Genomic DNA, 18013 nt, shown 5'->3' with positions numbered 1-18013 from the left:
GAAATTATTGAAAGAATATATGCGGTTCTTACTAAGTAAGTACCGCATATTTTTTTACATCCATTTCTGATATGGTGTTTGATGACATGATCATCAGCCGCTCCGTCACATTTCTTAATTCCCTGATATTTCCCGTCCACTCAAATTGCTGTAGCTGCTTAATGGCCGCATCGTCTATTGGTTTTGGTGCCCACCCGTATTCGGCCGAAATGTCTGCAATAAACCTATCAACGAGTAGTGGAATATCGTCTTTACGATCTTTTAGCGCAGGCACCTGAATGATGATTACGCTCAGCCGGTGATAGAGGTCTTCTCTAAACTGATTTTCGGCAATAGCCTTTTTCAAGTCCTTATTGGTAGCAGCCACTACTCTTACGTCTACCTTTACTTCCTTCTCGCCACCTACCCGGGTAATTCTATTTTCCTGTAAGGCACGCAGAACTTTGGCCTGTGCCGAAAGGCTCATGTCGCCAATTTCGTCAAGGAATAGCGTGCCTCCGATAGCCTGCTCAAACTTCCCAATCCGTTGCTTTACAGCGGAGGTGAAGGAGCCCTTCTCGTGGCCGAAAAGCTCACTCTCAATTAGTTCGGATGGAATGGCTGCGCAGTTTACCTCAACCATCGGGCCCGACGAGCGATTGCTTTTTTCGTGAATCCATTTGGCAACCAGCTCCTTGCCCGTACCGTTCGGGCCTGTAATCAGCACTCTTGCATCAGTGGGGGCCACCTTTTCAATCATTGCTTTGACCTCCTCAATCTTTGGCGACTCGCCCACGATATCGAAAGTCTTGCTTATTTTTTTCTTCAGCACCCTGGTCTCATTCACCAGTTCCTTCCGATCCAGCGCATTTCTCAAAGTGACCAGCAGCCTGTTTAGATCCAGCGGTTTTTGAAGGAAGTCGAAAGCTCCTTTCTTGGTCGCTTCCACAGCGCTATCTATCGTGCCATGAGCCGAAATCATAATGAATGGTGCGTCAATTCCCTCCTCCATTGCCTTGTGAAGCAATTCAAGACCATCCATTTTGGGCATTTTTATATCGCAAAGAACGAGGTCGTACGATCCCTGTTTGAGCATTTCAAGGCCTTCTTCACCATCTTTCGCTTCGTCAATTTTGAATTTTTCGTACTCAAGAATTTCCCGGAGGGTAGAGCGAATAGATTTCTCGTCGTCTACTATTAGAATTTTTGCCATAGGTTAATGAAAATAGGAAAATATGATCCTGTAAGCCGGGTTCTGTGCCTCCCGACAAGTCGGGAGACCCTTATCATTTATCTGGACCAGGCGTCACCGCCTGGTTCTATCAATCTACCCACCACAACGAGGCCGCCGAAGCAACCTGCAGGGACGAGCAGCCCCTGAATCATGGCATATTTGATCTTTCAATCCGTAAGGTTTACCGTGCCCCCAATGTCACCATTGGAGCGGTGGGCTCTTACCCCACCTTTTCACCTTTTCCCCCAATGCAGAAGCATTACGGGTAGTTTATTTTCTGTTGCACTGTCTGTAGCACTGTCGTCGCCAACAATGCTCCTTCCTGTTAGGAAGTACGGCGCTCTGCATTGCCCGGACTTTCCTCCCCGCTCAGAATACTTTCTGAACAAGGCGATAAGGCGGATCACATTTTCCTAAATAGTTAAACTTATTTGATAACTAAAAGATGCTTCTTAGTTGACGTCTTTGCCAGTAATGGCAAGTTCCCATTCATCGGCTAGCTTAGCTGTTTCGAGTATCATTTCCTTCAATTTCTGAGGAGGTACTGTGTCGTCAAACAATGTGGTTTCCACCATTAGGAAATCGCCAAGCACCACAAACTTAGAATTGATAAGGTCAACGTTGTGCGCAAGCACTTTGGTATAATCAATTTTTTCGGCGGTACGACATACTCTGGACAGTATCTGAATGACACTCTTGCCATACTTTTTGTTGTCAATTTTGCCACCACGCACCGATTGGAACCTACCGTCGGGAAGAGGAACGATCACAACTGATCGATTATCGTCATATTCTGAATATTGGCCGTTAATTTCAGAGGCAAGTTCCTCCATCAACTTTCTTACGTCCATAGTATTATGTTTTATTTTAGGCTTAAAAAATGCTAGTTAGTCTTTTAATTTGATAAGTGTAGCGCCATAGCCAAACCTTTGTTTCTGGGCATCCTGAAAGTACAAGATATTTTTCATTTTACTTAGCCTTTTGTGGATTTCTTCACGCAGAACACCGTTTCCTACGCCATGAATAAACGTTATCTCGTCTCGGCCAGCTGCGATGGCTGAGTCCAGTTCTTTCTCAAAAACGGCTAGTTGGTAGGAGAGAGCCTGCGAGGTAGGCACCTCTTCTTTTTGCCCTGTTAATTTCTCCATGTGTAAATCTACCTCGTGCGAGCCAGGTTTTTGGTCTGTTTTCGGCGCTGGCGCTGCTTTGGCAGAAAGCATGCTGTTTTTTATCTCATCAGCATTAATTTTTGCAGGATTATCATCCAACTGATAAACATATCCTTCCTTCGAGGTCATGGGAATCGTACCCTTCTTATGCATGAAAGCTGCTGCTTTGAATGAGACAACCCTGCTCAGCATAGGCTTACTTTTGTAGATTCCTTTTTGGAAATACATGCAGGTAAATTGCATGTCCGACCAGTTGTCGAAGTTTTGAGAAGACTTGGATGCTATTGCCTGGCTCGACTTTGCCTCCAGGTGACCGGCGTGTAATCCTAGTGTGGTGCCCTTCATCAGCTCATCTATCTTGAAAACCAGCTCGTAATCTGTGTTATTGATCATCCAGACTGTGAAAATATCTCCCTTCGGCTCAAAGCCAAGGTAGATTCCTTTTTCGGCAACTGCCTGGGTCTCTTTAACGAATGTTTTTTGGCCGGAAGAACTTTGCTGTGCAGAGCTATCCCTTTTGAAGTGCTCTGCTTCCGTTTTACTTACCAAAACGACCTCACTCTTAAGCACGGGGAAGGAAAAGCCGTCTTCTATTTCTATTTCATAGGTGTTTTCGTTAATCACCCTGATAATAACTCCCTCTTCAGTTCCTCTCAGAAGCCTTACTTTGTCCCCTATGTTCATACAGTTACTTTAACGCCGCTTTGTAAGTTTCTATGGCTCTTTGTCTGGCAAATTTATGTTCAACAATCGGTTTTATGTAATTTTTGCTGTCATATTCCGGCACCCATTGGCGGATATATGCTTTGTCCTTGTCAAACTTGTCTGTTTGTGACTCCGGGTTGAACACCCTGAAATATGGTTGAGCGTCGGTGCCTGTGCCCGCCGCCCATTGCCAGCCGCCATTGTTGGAGGCTAGTTCAAAGTCTAATAGTTTCCTGGCAAACCAGGCCTCGCCCCATCGCCAGTCGATCAGCAAGTGCTTGGTAAGGAAGCTGGCTACTACCATGCGCACTCTGTTGTGCATATACCCTGTGGTGTTTAATTCCCTCATGCCCGCATCTACTATTTGGTAGCCGGTCATTCCCTCACACCATTTCTGGAATTGCTCCTCATCGTTTCTCCATGGAATGAGGTCGTATTGAGGTTTGAAAGCGTTGTGCACCACGTGAGGAAAGTTGGACAAAATCATTTGATAGAATTCCCTCCATATAAGCTCATTCAACCAGGTTTGATTAAGGGTCGCTGCTTTTTTCACAGCTGCCCGTATGCTGATAGTGCCATGCCGCAGATGAATGCCGAGGCGGGACGTGCCTTCGATGGCAGGGAAGTCACGTTTCTTGTCATAGGCGGCAATAACCGACTCATCGAACGTCGACGGCGGAATGATAATTGAGCTCTTTGCGAAGCCCATTTCCTGTAAGGTGGGAACAGGATAAGGTTTGGTTTCGTGGAAATTCGCTGATGAAGGATTGATGAAAAACTCTTCCAATTGTAAGTTTTGCCACTTAGCCAGCCATTTGTTTTTGTAAGGGGTGAACACCTTATATACTCCACTAGTGTCAGTTAGTATTTCTTCCTTTTCAAAAATCACCTGGTCTTTGAAAGAATAGAATCCTATCCCTTTTTCCTTGAGTAGTGAGCGGACTGTGGCGTCCCTTTCGTTGGCATAGGGTTCGTAGTCCCGGTTGGTGTAGACCGCTTTGAGGTCGAATTCTGCCGCCAGTTGCGAAAATGCTGCTTCAGGTGAAGCATACAGGATGCGCATTGAGCTTCCGTGGTCTTCTAGCTGCTTCTTCAGCCTCAACAGGGTGCTTTGAATGAAAGAAACCCTGGCATCAGCCTTTTCTTCAAGTTTCGATAATATGTGGGGATCAAAAATGAAGACCGGAAGAACTGGCGTCTCCTCTTTCAGTGCGTAGAAAAGCCCTGCATTATCGGTAAAGCGAAGGTCTCGCCGGAACCAGAAAATATTGACAGCCGGATGCGTTGGCATAAGTTTTTCTTAACTAACTACGCAGTGGTTATTTAGTTATTAAAGCTCAAAAAAATTGAAGAAGGGGTGGCCGCTTGCTTCGTCTTCCTCTTGCTTTATTTTATCCGAATTGAAGTTGAATGAGGTCTTTTTGTCTTCTTCCTGCGGGTCAGTTTCTTCCCTGTTTTTAACACGAACGTCTTGCATCAAGTCTTTGAAGTTGTTGAAGCTTCGGATGTACTGAAGGCTGAACCCCGCTTTGGTATTGGTTTGGTTACTTATGTTTTGTGTGAGGCTGTTGACGCTGGTTCTGGAGTACATTTTGGCTCTCAATTTCCCGTCAGGTGTAAGCAGGTACTCAAGGGTCCAGTCGCCCATAATGGCTCCCAATTCGTTGCGGGTAGTGGTGCTGGTAACGCCCCCATCTCTGGAAACCCGCAGTCGGCCATCCAAAAATGTGTAGGCCAGCCGAAGTTGAAACGTGTTGTAGGCATCGTTGTCAAGGCTGGCCAGGTCGATGTCGATTTCAAGGTTCTCGTCCACCTGAGAGATCCAATAGCTGAGCTGGTTGGAGACAAATTCACTCACACTACTGCCGATGGAATTGGTGCCAACGTTGAAGCTATTGATTGGTGAAAAACGTCGAAGAATGATCAAACTGAACACCTGGCGTTTCATTTCCTGCTCATCAGTCTTAACTGTATTTTTGAAGCCCTGGATGGTGGTGCCTAAAGGATAACTATTGGCGCCGGCGGTCTCGGGGTAGCCTGTTATCTGAATATCGAAGGCGATGTCTGGTGACATCAAATCCCCATTGAGCTTCATTTGTACGTTTGTAGGATACCGTCTCTTCAGCTCAGGCGTATTTAGCGTAGCGCTATCTATATTGGTTAGAATTGGGGATAACAATGCGTTTTGCCGATAGCCCGCAGTAATGTCCATCTGAGCTTTGTAGGGATCGCCTGACCAGGAGATGCTACTTCCGCTAACGATCTCAAATTCTTTATTGATGATATTGTAAAGGGTGAAATTATACCCCCCTTCCTCGATTTCAAGATCACCAAACATATAGAAATCCCCGTTGGTGTCAATTTGCATGTTGAGCTTGCCGTTGCCTCTGCCCCGTATGATGTCGCCGGATTTTATGTCGAAGATAAGCTCGCAATATGCGTCAGGCGTAATGTCAAGGTCGAAATCGAGGCGGATATTAGAAAACTTCTCTTCGTCAATACCCGATTCTTCATCTGCTACTTTGGTTGTGTCGCTAAAGTTCACGAATGAGATGAAGTCCTCAACCTGTACGTCGGAGCTTTCGTCAAGCGGAATGAAAATCCGTGTATTTCTATTTGTGGTAGCTTTTGCGCTAATATTGAGGTTGGATATAGCACCCAAAAAGTTGATTGAGCCCGTGGCATAAGCGGTGCCGTAGTACAGGGAATTGTCGGCAGCGGATGTGTTAAGTACCTGAAAGTTATTCAACTGCCCTTCTAAGTCCAGCACAAAGTCTCTAAATCCATCGTGGAAAATACCTCCATTCAATGAAGCACGATGATCCTGCTCGTCTCGGACGTCGAGGTTTCGGACACCTATTTCGTTGTCGTCAAAGAATATATCTCCATTGAAGCTATATGTAGTGTTGAGGTACTTGATCCTTCCTGCCCCATTGCGTAGCGTCCCGGTCCCTCGGAGGATGGGATAGGTGGGGCTGCCTGAAATCCTGAATTTTCCTGTGGCGGTGCCTTTGATTTCATTAAAGTTTTCCTCGATAAATGGCTCCAGGATATTAATGCTAGCATTGTCGAAGTCGGCAGTGAAGTTGAGCGGGCTTATGCTGTCGAGTGGGGCATAGTAGCCATTAAGCCCAATGATATTTTTGCCTTCCCTGATTACGGTAAGCCTAGATAGTATTTGTTTGGATGCATCGTTCCATGACGATTTACCGGTCAGGTTTCCGACTAAAAATCTATCGACAAAGAAGTTATCAATTTTGAGGTCGCTTTCAACAATGGAGCCCTCCCCGTAGTTAATAAGAGTGGCATGCCCGTTTACCACTCCGTCCAGAGGAACAGTCGTGAGCGGGTTGAGGTTAGAGAGAGCAAAATTCGTGACCCGTCCCCGTAGCGGAATATTTGTGGAGTCGCTGATATAGCCAGTCAGTTCCACTTCCTGACTGCCCGCCGAAAGCTTCAGGTTTTCAAAGGCAATCGCTTCATCTGTGATCACAATCTGGTTGTTGTCTGAAAACTGCCACTTTCCCTCAAGCACCTGAAGATCAGAAGGGTATACAGTGATAATTGTCCTGTCTGGAAGAAATTGAAGATCCCCGTATACCCGGGCGTAGTTGTTGGTGTTGAGCTGCTCTACGTTGGTTTGAAAATCAATTTTGTTATTACTCCAGATCGCCTCTACGTAGTTGTTTTGAGTAATATCTCTGTTTTTGAGTAGCTGTCGCATCGACGATATGTAAAACATCGATAGCACGTCAGTGCTGTCTGCCGCTTTGCTGGTGTTGATATCTATTTCGTTTCCTATAAAGGAGAACTCCCTGAAGGCTAGGGTATCGATGGCGCTATAAAAGGAAGCAACCGATGAAATATTTTTATTAAAGTTCGCTTCAATCTTGGTCTCTTTGGCGATATAAAAATCTTTGATGAAAAGATCGGTCAGCGGGTTAATGTTGGTAAGAGTGGCGTTGATGCTTACCTTATACGGAGATACTTCTTTTTTTGGTTTGTTGGCGTAGTAGCTTTCAATGTCGTCGCTATTATTTCTAAAGGCCAGCTCATATTCGTTAAATGTTTCCGATAAATCCGCAAATAGGGTTGTGTAATCAAAGTTACCCTCAGCACTTAAACTCAAATGCTCTGACAGAATATTGAACGAACGCTGTATTCCGCTCCTTTGTGATGTAGCGAGAATACTATCCGCCTTGAACTGCTTTCCGTCAACTTCAAGCAGTAGGTTATGTATAGCCGCACTACCCGTAATACTATCGATTTCAAGTCCCTGAAAATCAAGGTCAACTTGCCCCCTGAGAAATACATCGTTGGAAGTAAGCTGGAGAGGATAAAGGAAGAGTGTGTCAAGTGATGCGTTCGCTTTGAATTTGTTGAGCTGGTTTCTGAAATCAAACGAGCCTTCGACCTGAAGTTTTACATTAGGGTCATCAATACTGAGCTTTCCCTCAAAAAAGCTTGCTGCCAGTCGTGCATCAGTTTTGATGTTCACGTATTCGTAGCCCTTGAGCCCGAATTTTTGTATGTTGCCTTTCAGGTAAAAATCAGCAGATGATGGTGTGAGGCCTTTGCCGGAGACACTGCCGGAAAAGCTTACTTTTTGGAGAAGTTCGGAGTCGCCTGCTAAAGTGCCCAGGTTTAGGTTTCTGACTGTAAGGGAGCCGCTGTAAACTGCCTTTTCCGGTGTGCTAGGTAGCTTCAGGTTGACATCGGATTTAGCACTTCCCAGCCTTGAATCAAAACTCCCGTTGGCCACAAAGTCGGTAGGAAAACCAATGAACCTGCCATCGAACCTAATGAAACCGAGGCGATTCAATATGTAATAGTCTTGCTGATTCATATACATGCCAAGGTCATTGGCGAGTAGCGTCGATTTATCAAGTCGGAGGTCAATAAAGGTTTCCATAAAGTTGGGCAAGCCGTTGAAGCTTGCATTGCCAAAGAGCTGACTGTTGTCACCAAAATACAGGCTGAACTTCTTCAAGCTAAAATTGGTAACTCCTCCGCTGAAATCGCCTGATATGGAATAAGTATCATCGTACTTTTCAAGGTAGGGCGAAAAGTGTCGCAGGTCCCGGTTACTAATTGTCGTGCTGTCGAAATGAGCTATTATGTTGACGCTGTCAACAAAATAGGTGAGGTTAGAAGGGTTGGAAAACTCAAACTTAACATAGTCCTGCAAGTGGCTGTGTTGCGTATACAGGTCCAAGTCAGAGAGTTCCATTGTTTGGTAGGTAAGCAGAAAGTTTGTTTGGAGGCTGTTGACCTTCAGCTTTTTGCTTTTCTCACCTGCGGCCAGCTTGTCTACCCTGAACTTGACCGTATCCAGCCGTTGGTAGAAGTTGCTAAGGTCGCTGAATATGCTATCGATGGTAAACTGGTAGTAGTTGAAGCCTACCTCAATGCTGTCCTTTCTCATGTCGTTGAGAGAGAACCGGCTTTTCTCCAGCTTGATCCGGCTCACACTTATCGGACGTGGCAGAGAAGTTCGGGCAGTAGTGTCTTTGGGACGTAATTGGCTGATGAGAAAGGAGATGTTGTCGAGTTGGTCGTCGGCGAACTTCACCAGCCGCACATCGGCTCCGGTAATTCGGGCTGCGTCAAAATGCAGCTGGCTGGGGCGTAATAAATCAAGTAGGCTAAAATCGACCAACAACCTATTTATGGTAATCATGCTGGTATCCTGGAGGTCCTTTACTTCCAGGCTATCAAGGGTAATTTCATCAAACCAGTTGACATCCACTTTTGCAATGGTAACTTTGTGCCCTGTTTGTTCATAGAAGGATTTGGAGGCGTAGGAAACCAGCCATGTTTGAACAGCCGATGATTGCAGCGTGATAAATAAGCCAATCAGCAAAAGTAAAATGGTAAGTGAAAACCAGTAGAAGGCTTTCCCAATACCATAGAAAACGACAGATGTTTTAGTTTTATAGTTCAAATCAACTGTATGTCCCCGACCATCTTAGCGATCGAATCTTCGTGCGATGAGACTTCTGCCGCTGTGATCAGGAACGGTAAAATTCTTAATAATATTATTGCTACGCAATCTGTTCACCAACGATATGGTGGTGTAGTGCCAGAACTGGCCTCCAGAGCACACCAGAAGCATATTGTGCCCGTAGTAGATCAGGCTTTAAAAGAAGCAGGTATTGATAAACACCAACTTGATGCCGTTGCGTTCACACAAGGACCTGGATTATTGGGTGCTTTGCTTGTGGGTAGCTCCTTCGCTAAGGCAATGGCCTGGGGGTTGGGGGTGCCTCTGATAGCCGTTAATCATATGCAGGCTCATATCCTGGCGCATTTTATTGAAGACCCAAAACCGGTATTTCCGTTTCTGTGCCTTACAGTAAGCGGCGGGCACACGCAGATAGTGCTGGTGGAGTCACCCATGCACATGCAGGTGATAGGAGAAACGCAGGACGATGCCGTAGGGGAGGCGTTTGACAAAGCGGCCAAAATGCTGGAGCTGCCCTATCCCGGTGGCCCGTTTATCGATAAGTTGGCGCAAAAAGGCAATCCGGAGGCCTTTCGATTTCCGCTCTCCGAAATGCCAGGCTTGAACTACTCCTTCAGTGGGATAAAAACGGCTATTCTCTACTTCCTGAGAGACCAAACAAAGACCGACCCGACATTTGTTGAAAATAATATCAACGACATTTGCGCCAGTATCCAGCACACTTTGATCCACATGCTTTTACAGAAGCTGAAAAAGGCCGCAAAGCAAACCGGGATAAAGCAAATTGCCATTGCCGGAGGTGTGGCGGCCAACTCAGGGCTTCGGCAAGCACTTGAAAATCAGCGCACTGAGTTAGGTTGGGAAGTTTATATTCCCAAGTTTGAGTATTGCACCGACAACGCAGCGATGATTGCCATGACGGCCCATTTCAAATACCTTGAAAAGGACTTTTCATCCATGGATGTTGCCCCAATGCCTAGGATGAAATTTTAATTTTATGCTATTTTAGTTTTTAAAGAAATGCTCAGCTAAATATTGAATGGCAAAGGACGATAAGCGATTTTCAAACTCAGTAAACATCAAAAACAAGAAGGCTCGTTTTGAGTTTGAGTTTATTGATACGCTTGTAGCAGGCATTGTGCTCAAGGGGACTGAGATCAAGTCCATTCGGGAAGGAAAAGCCAGTTTGCAGGAAGCGTATTGTTACTTCAATAGGGGAGAGATTTTTATCAAGGCGATGAATATTACCCCCTACGCCGAGGCCACCCATTTCAACCATGATCCTGTTAGGGAGCGAAAGCTCCTGATAAAAAAGAGGGACATCGAGAAGTGGCAGTCAAAAATGGAAGAAAAGGGCCTTACCATAGTGCCGGTGAGGCTTTTTATGACCGACAAAGGACTAGCTAAAATGGAAATTGCCCTTGCAAAGGGTAAAAAAATTCATGACAAAAGAGAAAGTATCAAAGAGAGGGATAGCAAGCGAGAGCTAGACCGACTTAGACTGTAAACCTTATGACTGAGACCGAAAAGGGAATTTGTAGATTATGCCTTGTGCCGGTTATGTGCGAACCTTCCTTTCACTCGCTTCAACTAAGCGAGCTTCTTTTTGGGGAGCACTATGAGGTTTTGGAAGCAAGTGAGGACAAAAAGTGGATAAAGGTAAAAATCCATTTTGATGGAGTGGTCGGGTGGATTTTGAAGGTGCATTTCTATGGAATCACACAGGAGTATTTTGAGCAGATCAACCACTCTGACTACAAAGTTTGCACGGATTTGACAGCGAATATCTTCTTTAAGAAACACTACCTGAATATCCTTATAGGAAGTGTGCTGCCGATTTCCACTAATGAACTATTCAAAATAGAGGAGCAGTTGGCGTTCAACGGAAACTCGAAAAGCCTCGGTCAGCGTCGTGATTATGGTTTTCTCCGTGAAATCCTGCAGAAGTATATGTACTCCCCTTACAGAGCTGGTGCAAGATCTCCTTATGGCATCGATGATATCGGACTTGTGCAGCAGGTGTATCGCATGGTGGGCTATCCGGTACCAAGGAGTCTAAAGCAACTTGCCGCCACGGGCGATCAGGTTGATTCGTGGAGCGAGTCTAAGCCTGGGGATTTGCTGGTTTGGAATGTTAAAGATGAAATAAAGGCAGGCATCAACATAGGAGAAGAACAGGCAGTGATAGTGACTGATTCGGTGAAGATTGTTAATATTGATGACAAGGGTCTAACCAGTGAAATGAGAGATGGGCAGCTAGTGGCGGTGAGGAGGATCCTCAAAATGTAGAAGAGACATGAGCTTAAAAAGGAATGTACTAGTTCTTAATCAGGACTATTCTCCCTTGACTGTTTGTTCGGTGGAGAGAGCATTTCTTCTTGTCTTTTTGAATAAGGCTGAGATGATTTCGCCCGTGCCCAATGTTTATTTGCATACTGTGGACACTTCTTATCAGGCTCCGTCGGTCATCAAAGTGTCAAGGTATATCAGTGTCCCCTACAAAGGAGTTATACTGTCCCGCCAAAACGTTTTCCGGCGTGACAACCACGAATGCCAGTATTGCGGCACCAACCGGGATCTCACCCTTGATCACCTCGTTCCTCGCTCAAAGGGCGGAACCTCAAGCTGGAAAAATCTTGTTACTGCCTGTAAACATTGCAATGCTAAGAAAGGCGATTATGCTCCCGCTGAAGTTGGGATGAAACTTAGAAAAGAGCCTTTCAAGCCGTCTTACATCATGTTTTTAAAGACCTCCAATGGCAGTGTGTTCGACGAGTGGCGACCATTTTTGCAACTCAAGTCGGAGGCGCTATAAACCTCCCCATTTCCCTCTTTACACCTTCCCAACTAGCTAGCCGTCTTTTGTGGCTGTCCCTTTGTTACTTCCATTTTTAGGGCCCTGCCGCAGAAGTCAAAGGCTTTTGGTGACCCGACAACTATGTTTCAAAGGCTGGCCGACGTGACCGGAAAAATAAATTCATGATTTTTTTAAGTGAGCTGACCCGATTTCACTGCTTTTCCTGTAATAGGGGGTGAAGGGAATTTGATCACATAAAAAGACCATGTAATATGAAAGTAAAACAGTTAGTCGGAATGCTCACCTGTTTGGTGATGTTAGTGTTTGCAATAAGTTGTGGGGACGATGAACCAGCACCCTCGAAGTTCAAGCTGGAAGCAGATATTGATTTTAGTCCGGAAAACCCGGCAGTGAATGAAGAAATTACCCTAGATGCAAGTGGTTCCGTGGATGCGGATGCTATTGGCTTCACTGCCGAGTGGACGCTTCTGTCACAGCCAGCCGGCAGCACAACAGAAATAACCAACGCCGATGCCATTATAGCTTCTTTGATTCCCGATGTTGAAGGGGACTATGAAGTTCAGTTGAAAATTTCGAATGCTGATGAAGGGGTGAACGATACAAAGCAAGTAACCATAAGTGCATTGGCTCCAGGCTATGTAGAACTCAGCGGATTGATTGATAGCGACATGACGCTTGAAAATATCAACCTTGATCCCACACTTGTTGATTATTTGGTAACTGGAGATGTGTCGGTGCTTGCCGTGCTCACTGTAGAGCCAGGCGTCGTTATTCATTTCCAGGAAGATAAAATGATGAAGATTGAGCAGGGTGGCACTTTGCTGGCAGCAGGTACCGAAGCCGACTCCATCATTTTTACAACAGCCAACGAAGAGGCTGATCTGTTTTGGAAGGGGCTTTACATACAGTCAGCCAGTGCGCAGAACATACTTAAGTACGCCGAAGTTTCATACGCTGGCAACACAGCCATGGATTTTAACGGAGCTGACTATATGGCTGGTGTAGGTGTAAATGGAGGAGGAAATATCAAGATTGAAAATAGCCTTTTCGCTGCCAACAAAGGTTATGGAGTTTACCTGGATGATGATGGGGGAAAGCTTAATACATTTAAGGACAACCTCTTTGTTGACAATGAAAACGGCATGGCCGTGTGGGCTGAAACGGCAGCAAGTGTTGACAATACCACCGCATTTACCAATTCAACAAATGCCGATGTTGAAATTTTTTCTTCTTCAATTGCCGAAGCGACGGAAATAACATGGAAGGCATTGAGCAACGACGCTCGTTATACTGTTTCGGGAGATATCGATGTGAATGGAGTGCTTAATGTTGCTCCCGGGGCCAAGTTCGGGTTGGATGAGGATGTCATGATTACTGTCGACGGTGCATTCATAGCGGCTGGCACTGCCGAGAGCCCGATTGAATTTACAACCTCCGATGAGGCTTCAGCACTTCGCTGGAAAGGTATTTATGTGAACTCAGCCGATGGCAGAAATATATTGAACCATGTCACACTTTCATATGCTGGAAATTCAGTGATGAATTTCTCAGGAGAAGACTTCTCAGCCGGTGTTGGTATTGAGCTCGGCGCAAAAATGGCGTTTAAGAACAGTACTTTCTCCAACAACAAAGGCTATGGCGTCTATGCCGACGATGCCGGTGGCCAGATTGGTGCATTTGAAAGCAATACTTTTGTTTCGAACGACAGGGCGGTTGGCTTGCCAGCTGACCAGGCTGAAATGATAGACGGTGCTTCTGTTTTTACAGACAATACAAATGCTGATGTTGAAATTTTTGAGTCAGATTTTTCGGAATCCAAAACGTCAACATGGAAAAAACTCAGCGGAGGCGCCGCCTACAGACTGTCGGGCGACATGGACGTAAACGGCAAACTCACACTTGCTGCCGGAGCTATTGTGAACTTTGATGAAAATGTTTTGGTAAGGGTTTTTGGGTCGCTCACAGCCGTGGGAACTGCCACCGACCGTATTGTATTTACGACATCAAACCCTGGAGGCGAGCTTTATTGGAAGGGCATTTACGTCAGCTCTGCCAGTAGCCTCAATAATTTTGATTTCACCGATTTTTCGTTCGCCGGTAATTCTCCTATCGATTTCTCAGGAGCCGATTTTGCAGCGGCTATTGGCGTGGACATCACCGGCAAGGTATCGGTTACCAACTCTACGTTTACCAACAATAAAGACTATGGCATCTATGCCGATGAGTCGGGTGGACAGATAGGTAGTTTTGGAAGCAACAGCTTTTCCGACAACAAAAGGGGTGTAGGTATACCGGCCGATGAACTTGATGCTATCGATGGTGCAAGCACCTTCAGCAACAATTCATTTGCTGATGTGGAAGTATTCGAAAGCGACCTGGCCCAGGACAAAGTGGTCACGTGGAAGTCGTTGACCACGGGCGCTTCTTACAGAATTACCGGAAATATCAGGGTGTATGGAAAAGTTACTGTGGAGGCAGGCGCTTCTTTCAAAATGGACGAAGACGTCCAGATTCTGGTTGACGGCGCATTTACGGCAAAAGGAACTTCCACTAACATGATCACTTTCACCTCGTCAAATATCGATGGTGGGCTGCACTGGAAAGGATTTTATTTTTCGTCAACAGATGCCGGCAATGAGTTTGACTTTTGCAACATCGCTTACGGTGGTAACTCACCGCACGACTTCAATGGAGCTGATTTTCCTGCCAATATTGCGGTGAATTCGGATGGAAAGGTGACTGTAACGAACTCCGCTATTACCAACAGCAGTGGCTACGGAATCTATTCTAAAGGCGTAACAAATGATTTTGCCGGAGCGGCAGCTGGCAACACTTTCACTGATAATGCCAGTGGAAATAATCAGGAATAGGTAAAAAAGGCCAGTAAACACAGGCAGCTGATTTTCATGTTAAAGCCCGATCCAAAAGGATCGGGTTTTTTATGCTTCCGTCCGTAGATTAAATACGGAATATTCTATTTATTCTTTATAGCTTTATACTTTGACAGAGTTTATAGGCATCTAAATTTATTATTTCAAACGATGGGTGAAGCGGAGCTGGTGAAACTGATAGACAGGATCAATAAAGGTGACCAAAAAGCCCTTGATGAACTCTTTCCCGTTGTTTACGATGAGCTTCGGAAAAATGCCCACCATTTGAGGTTTAAGTTTCGGCAACAAGAAACCCTGAACACCACTGCACTTGTGCACGAAGCATATTTGAAACTCTCGAAAGCTGACCTGAGCCAGCTTCAAAGCAAAGAGCACTTTTACAATCTTGCTGCAAAAGCCATTCGTCAAATTTTGGTAAACGCTTGCCTGAAAAAGCAAACTGACAAGCGAGGAAATCAGCCTAATCATTTGAAAATTGATGACCTTGAAGAGCACATAAATTTTACTGAAGAGACAGGAACGGCCATCTTGAAAATACATGAAGCTTTGGAGGTGCTTGAGAAAAGAGAGCCTACCTATGGGAAAATTGTCGAGTGCCGTTTTTTTGCTGGGCTGTCTATTGACGAAACAGCAAAGATATTAGGCACAAGCCCATCTACAGTTAAGCGATCATGGAATATGGCCAAAACCTGGCTGCATATGCAGCTTTCGCCTTCAGCCGCCTAAATTGTAAGTGTACGCTATGGAGCAATATTCCGAAGAGGAGTGGATTGATTTTTTAACGAAAATGAACCTCTCAGTAGAGGATTTGCCTGATTTACTCGGACGTAGGAATGATGCTGAGATATTTTTTGATGGGTTGCAAGAGAATCTCACCAAACAGCTTTCCGATAGCCTCGAAATAAGGCTGCCAGCGGGTTATGCCATTGGTAAGTACCAGGTGGTGGAAGAGGCTGGCGTGGGTGGCATGGCAGTGGTTTACAAAGCAAAAAGAGCTGACAACCTGTTTGATCAGCAAGTGGCTATAAAGGTGCTTTCGCCACTGCTCAACACTGACAAATACGAACAATACTTTAAAGCGGAACGGCAACTGCTGGCTTCGCTAAATCACCCCAACATAGCAAGCATTTTTGACGGAGGGCTTACCAATGATCAGTCTCCTTACCTGGTCATGGAATATGTGGATGGCTCACCCATTAATCAATACTGTAAACTGTATCGGCTAAGTATTTCCGATACGCTTAACCGCATTATGATTCCGGTGTGTCGTGCGGTGATTCATGCCCACAACGCCTTCATCCTTCATAGAGATATTAAACCTTCTAATGTTCTCATTACCGATGATGGTCAGGTCAAACTGCTCGACTTTGGTATAGGCAAGCTTTTTGATGACCAGTTGGAGGAAGATACTTCTTTTGGAGGTACCTTGAAATACGCTTCTCCCGAGCAACTCTCGCACAAGGCGTTGTCTGTTCAGTCTGATGTCTATCAGTTGGGCGTGCTTTTGTATGAGCTGCTCACCGGGCACATGGCGTTTGACGGCGACGAGAGAGACAAGGTAATAACAATGATACGAAATGGACAGTTTCGAGCTCCAATGACCTTGAACCCGGCCATTAAGACAGACCTGAACGCAATTATTACAAAGTGCATGGCCGTTGATGCTGGGCAGAGGTACCAGACAGTGACGGATTTGGTTGCTGATCTTCAAAATTACCTTGGCCAGTTCCCGGTGGCCGCCAGAGAGACGAACTGGGGTTATTCCTCCCGCCTGTTTTTAAGACGCAACACACTTGCCTCGGCACTTGTAGCAGTCATTGTGGTGGTATCAATGGGCGCTGCTATCATTACTCAAATTCAGAAGCGAGCACTTGAAAGGGAGCAGCAAAAGGTGATAGCCTCCAACGAGTTTCTGACTAAGATATTCGAGGCAAATGACCCTGGGCTGGTGCAGGGAGAAGAATTGACAGCCGCTGCCTTGCTCCGAAATAGCGAGAAGGAAATCAGTAACATCAGTGACCCTGAGATCAAAGCCTCATCTCAGTTGCAGCTGGGTAGCTTATACAAAAGGCTGGGCTTGTGGAAGGAGTCGGGGCCTCTTTTCTTCGATGCACTCCAATATTATCAGGAACGAAATGGCAGTGCGATTGAGCTTGGCAGGCTATACAATGAGATTTCTGGCTACTATCGGGATATGTCAGAGTACGACAAAGCTGATTCAACCATTCAGTTGGCGATCGGCCATCTTGAGCAGGAAAAAGATGGCTATCCACTGGCATTGGCAATGTCTTATAAAGACCATGGGTATGTGCTATACCTGAAAGGCAAATATGAGCAAGGGGAGGATGAAGTGAGAAAGGCAATTGCTCTCATTGAAGACGCCATAGCTTCAGGACACACCGAAGGAGGGGAGAGCCTGAAAAAGGAAATTCAACTGGGATTTGCCTACAACTATCTCAGCAGCAACCTTCGGGAGCAATCAAAGTATGAAGAGGCACTTGAAGTGAGTTTGGCGGCAGTGGAGCTGGGTGAGAAATTCGAGGGTGAAGACATTACCTTGAAGCTTATTGCTTTAAACAATCTCTCATTAGTATATAGCCGACTTCATGACTTTGAAAAACAGGTGCAGATACTCCGGGACTTGCTGGACGAGAACTATCGAATTTATGGGCCTGATCATCCTAGTACGCTTAGTTCCTATGCGAATTTGGGCTCTGCCTACTACAAGCTGAGAGACTATGCGAAGTCAGACTCTTTGCAGCTTCTGGCGTATGAGGCGTACCTGGCTAAATTTGGCCCATTTCACAATTATACAGTAAGCGTGTTGTACAACCTCGGAAATTCAAAATTTGGACAGCGGGACTTTGGGAATGCGCTGAGCTACTATGAAAAGGTGCTTGCGGCTGATGTCAATAATTTTGGCGACGAGCATCCTTATGTAGCAGGTGATTATGTGAGCATGGGAATGACTTGGCAGGCAATGCAGAAGTTTGATGAGGCTGAGCGAAGTTACCAAAAGGCATTCAACATTTATCTCGACAAGCTGGGGGAGAAGAGCAGAAAAGTAATCGATGTTTATTCGAACTTTGGGGATTTGTATGGCGAGTTGAAAGACATGGAAAAGGCCGAAATCAATTATACGAAGGCCATTGAACTAAGTAAGGAAGTATTAGGGGAAGATCACCCATACCATCAGAAGTTGAAAGACGAATGGGCTGCTATCCAGTCTAAGTAGCGGCAGCCTGATGTTTC

Annotated in this window: 12 protein-coding genes and 1 other RNA gene; 7 read left to right on the top strand and 6 right to left on the bottom strand. The window is 45.5% G+C overall.

Features of this window, described 5'->3' with window-relative positions:
* Nucleotides 1–31: 31 nt before the first annotated feature.
* From RT717_RS16090 to RT717_RS16065, 6 genes are all read right to left on the bottom strand, one after another.
* Nucleotides 32–1192 carry a sigma-54-dependent transcriptional regulator gene (locus tag RT717_RS16090; RefSeq protein ID WP_317487406.1) on the bottom strand — a complete coding sequence of 387 codons (1161 nt, stop codon included), beginning with the start codon at nucleotides 1190–1192 and terminating at the stop codon, nucleotides 32–34.
* Nucleotides 1193–1207: 15 nt separating this feature from the next.
* Nucleotides 1208–1623, bottom strand: an RNA gene (rnpB, locus tag RT717_RS16085) — RNase P RNA component class A.
* Between the two features lie 42 nt (nucleotides 1624–1665).
* Nucleotides 1666–2064, bottom strand: a complete 399-nt coding sequence (locus RT717_RS16080) for a hypothetical protein (protein WP_151998364.1) — start codon at nucleotides 2062–2064, stop codon at nucleotides 1666–1668.
* Nucleotides 2065–2100: 36 nt separating this feature from the next.
* Nucleotides 2101–3066, bottom strand: a complete 966-nt coding sequence (locus RT717_RS16075; RefSeq protein ID WP_317487405.1) for a Smr/MutS family protein — start codon at nucleotides 3064–3066, stop codon at nucleotides 2101–2103.
* Nucleotides 3067–3070: 4 nt separating this feature from the next.
* The gene (locus RT717_RS16070; protein ID WP_317487404.1) at nucleotides 3071–4378 is read right to left on the bottom strand and encodes a cryptochrome/photolyase family protein; all 1308 of its coding nucleotides are present in this window, start codon (nucleotides 4376–4378) and stop codon (nucleotides 3071–3073) included.
* A gap of 39 nt (nucleotides 4379–4417) precedes the next feature.
* Entirely contained in the window at nucleotides 4418–9031 is a 4614-nt protein-coding gene (locus RT717_RS16065) for a translocation/assembly module TamB domain-containing protein (protein ID WP_317487403.1), read from the bottom strand.
* Nucleotides 9032–9040: 9 nt separating this feature from the next.
* Here RT717_RS16065 and tsaD point away from each other — a divergent pair, with 9 nt between their 5' ends.
* The 7 genes from tsaD to RT717_RS16030 all read left to right on the top strand — a co-directional run bounded on the left by tsaD (nucleotide 9041) and on the right by RT717_RS16030 (nucleotide 17996).
* Complete coding sequence (tsaD, locus tag RT717_RS16060; protein ID WP_317487402.1) at nucleotides 9041–10045, top strand: tRNA (adenosine(37)-N6)-threonylcarbamoyltransferase complex transferase subunit TsaD; 1005 nt, start codon at nucleotides 9041–9043, stop codon at nucleotides 10043–10045.
* Nucleotides 10046–10091: 46 nt separating this feature from the next.
* A complete protein-coding gene (gene smpB, locus RT717_RS16055) occupies nucleotides 10092–10559 on the top strand; it encodes an SsrA-binding protein SmpB (protein WP_317487401.1) in 468 nt (155 codons plus the stop codon).
* A gap of 5 nt (nucleotides 10560–10564) precedes the next feature.
* Complete coding sequence (locus tag RT717_RS16050; RefSeq protein ID WP_317487400.1) at nucleotides 10565–11341, top strand: C40 family peptidase; 777 nt, start codon at nucleotides 10565–10567, stop codon at nucleotides 11339–11341.
* A gap of 7 nt (nucleotides 11342–11348) precedes the next feature.
* Nucleotides 11349–11867, top strand: coding sequence for an HNH endonuclease (locus RT717_RS16045; RefSeq protein ID WP_317487399.1), 519 nt, complete (start codon nucleotides 11349–11351; stop codon nucleotides 11865–11867).
* 254 nt (nucleotides 11868–12121) lie between these two features.
* Nucleotides 12122–14740, top strand: coding sequence for a right-handed parallel beta-helix repeat-containing protein (locus RT717_RS16040; RefSeq protein ID WP_317487398.1), 2619 nt, complete (start codon nucleotides 12122–12124; stop codon nucleotides 14738–14740).
* Nucleotides 14741–14911: 171 nt separating this feature from the next.
* Nucleotides 14912–15487 (top strand): ECF-type sigma factor, encoded by a 576-nt coding sequence (locus tag RT717_RS16035; protein ID WP_317487397.1) that lies wholly within the window; start codon nucleotides 14912–14914, stop codon nucleotides 15485–15487.
* Between the two features lie 16 nt (nucleotides 15488–15503).
* A complete protein-coding gene (locus RT717_RS16030; RefSeq protein ID WP_317487396.1) occupies nucleotides 15504–17996 on the top strand; it encodes a serine/threonine-protein kinase in 2493 nt (830 codons plus the stop codon).
* Nucleotides 17997–18013 lie beyond the last annotated feature (17 nt).

The sequence above is a fragment of the Imperialibacter roseus genome (assembly GCF_032999765.1).
Lineage (GTDB): Bacteria > Bacteroidota > Bacteroidia > Cytophagales > Cyclobacteriaceae > Imperialibacter > Imperialibacter roseus.
This window is presented reverse-complemented; position numbering and strand designations above follow the sequence as displayed.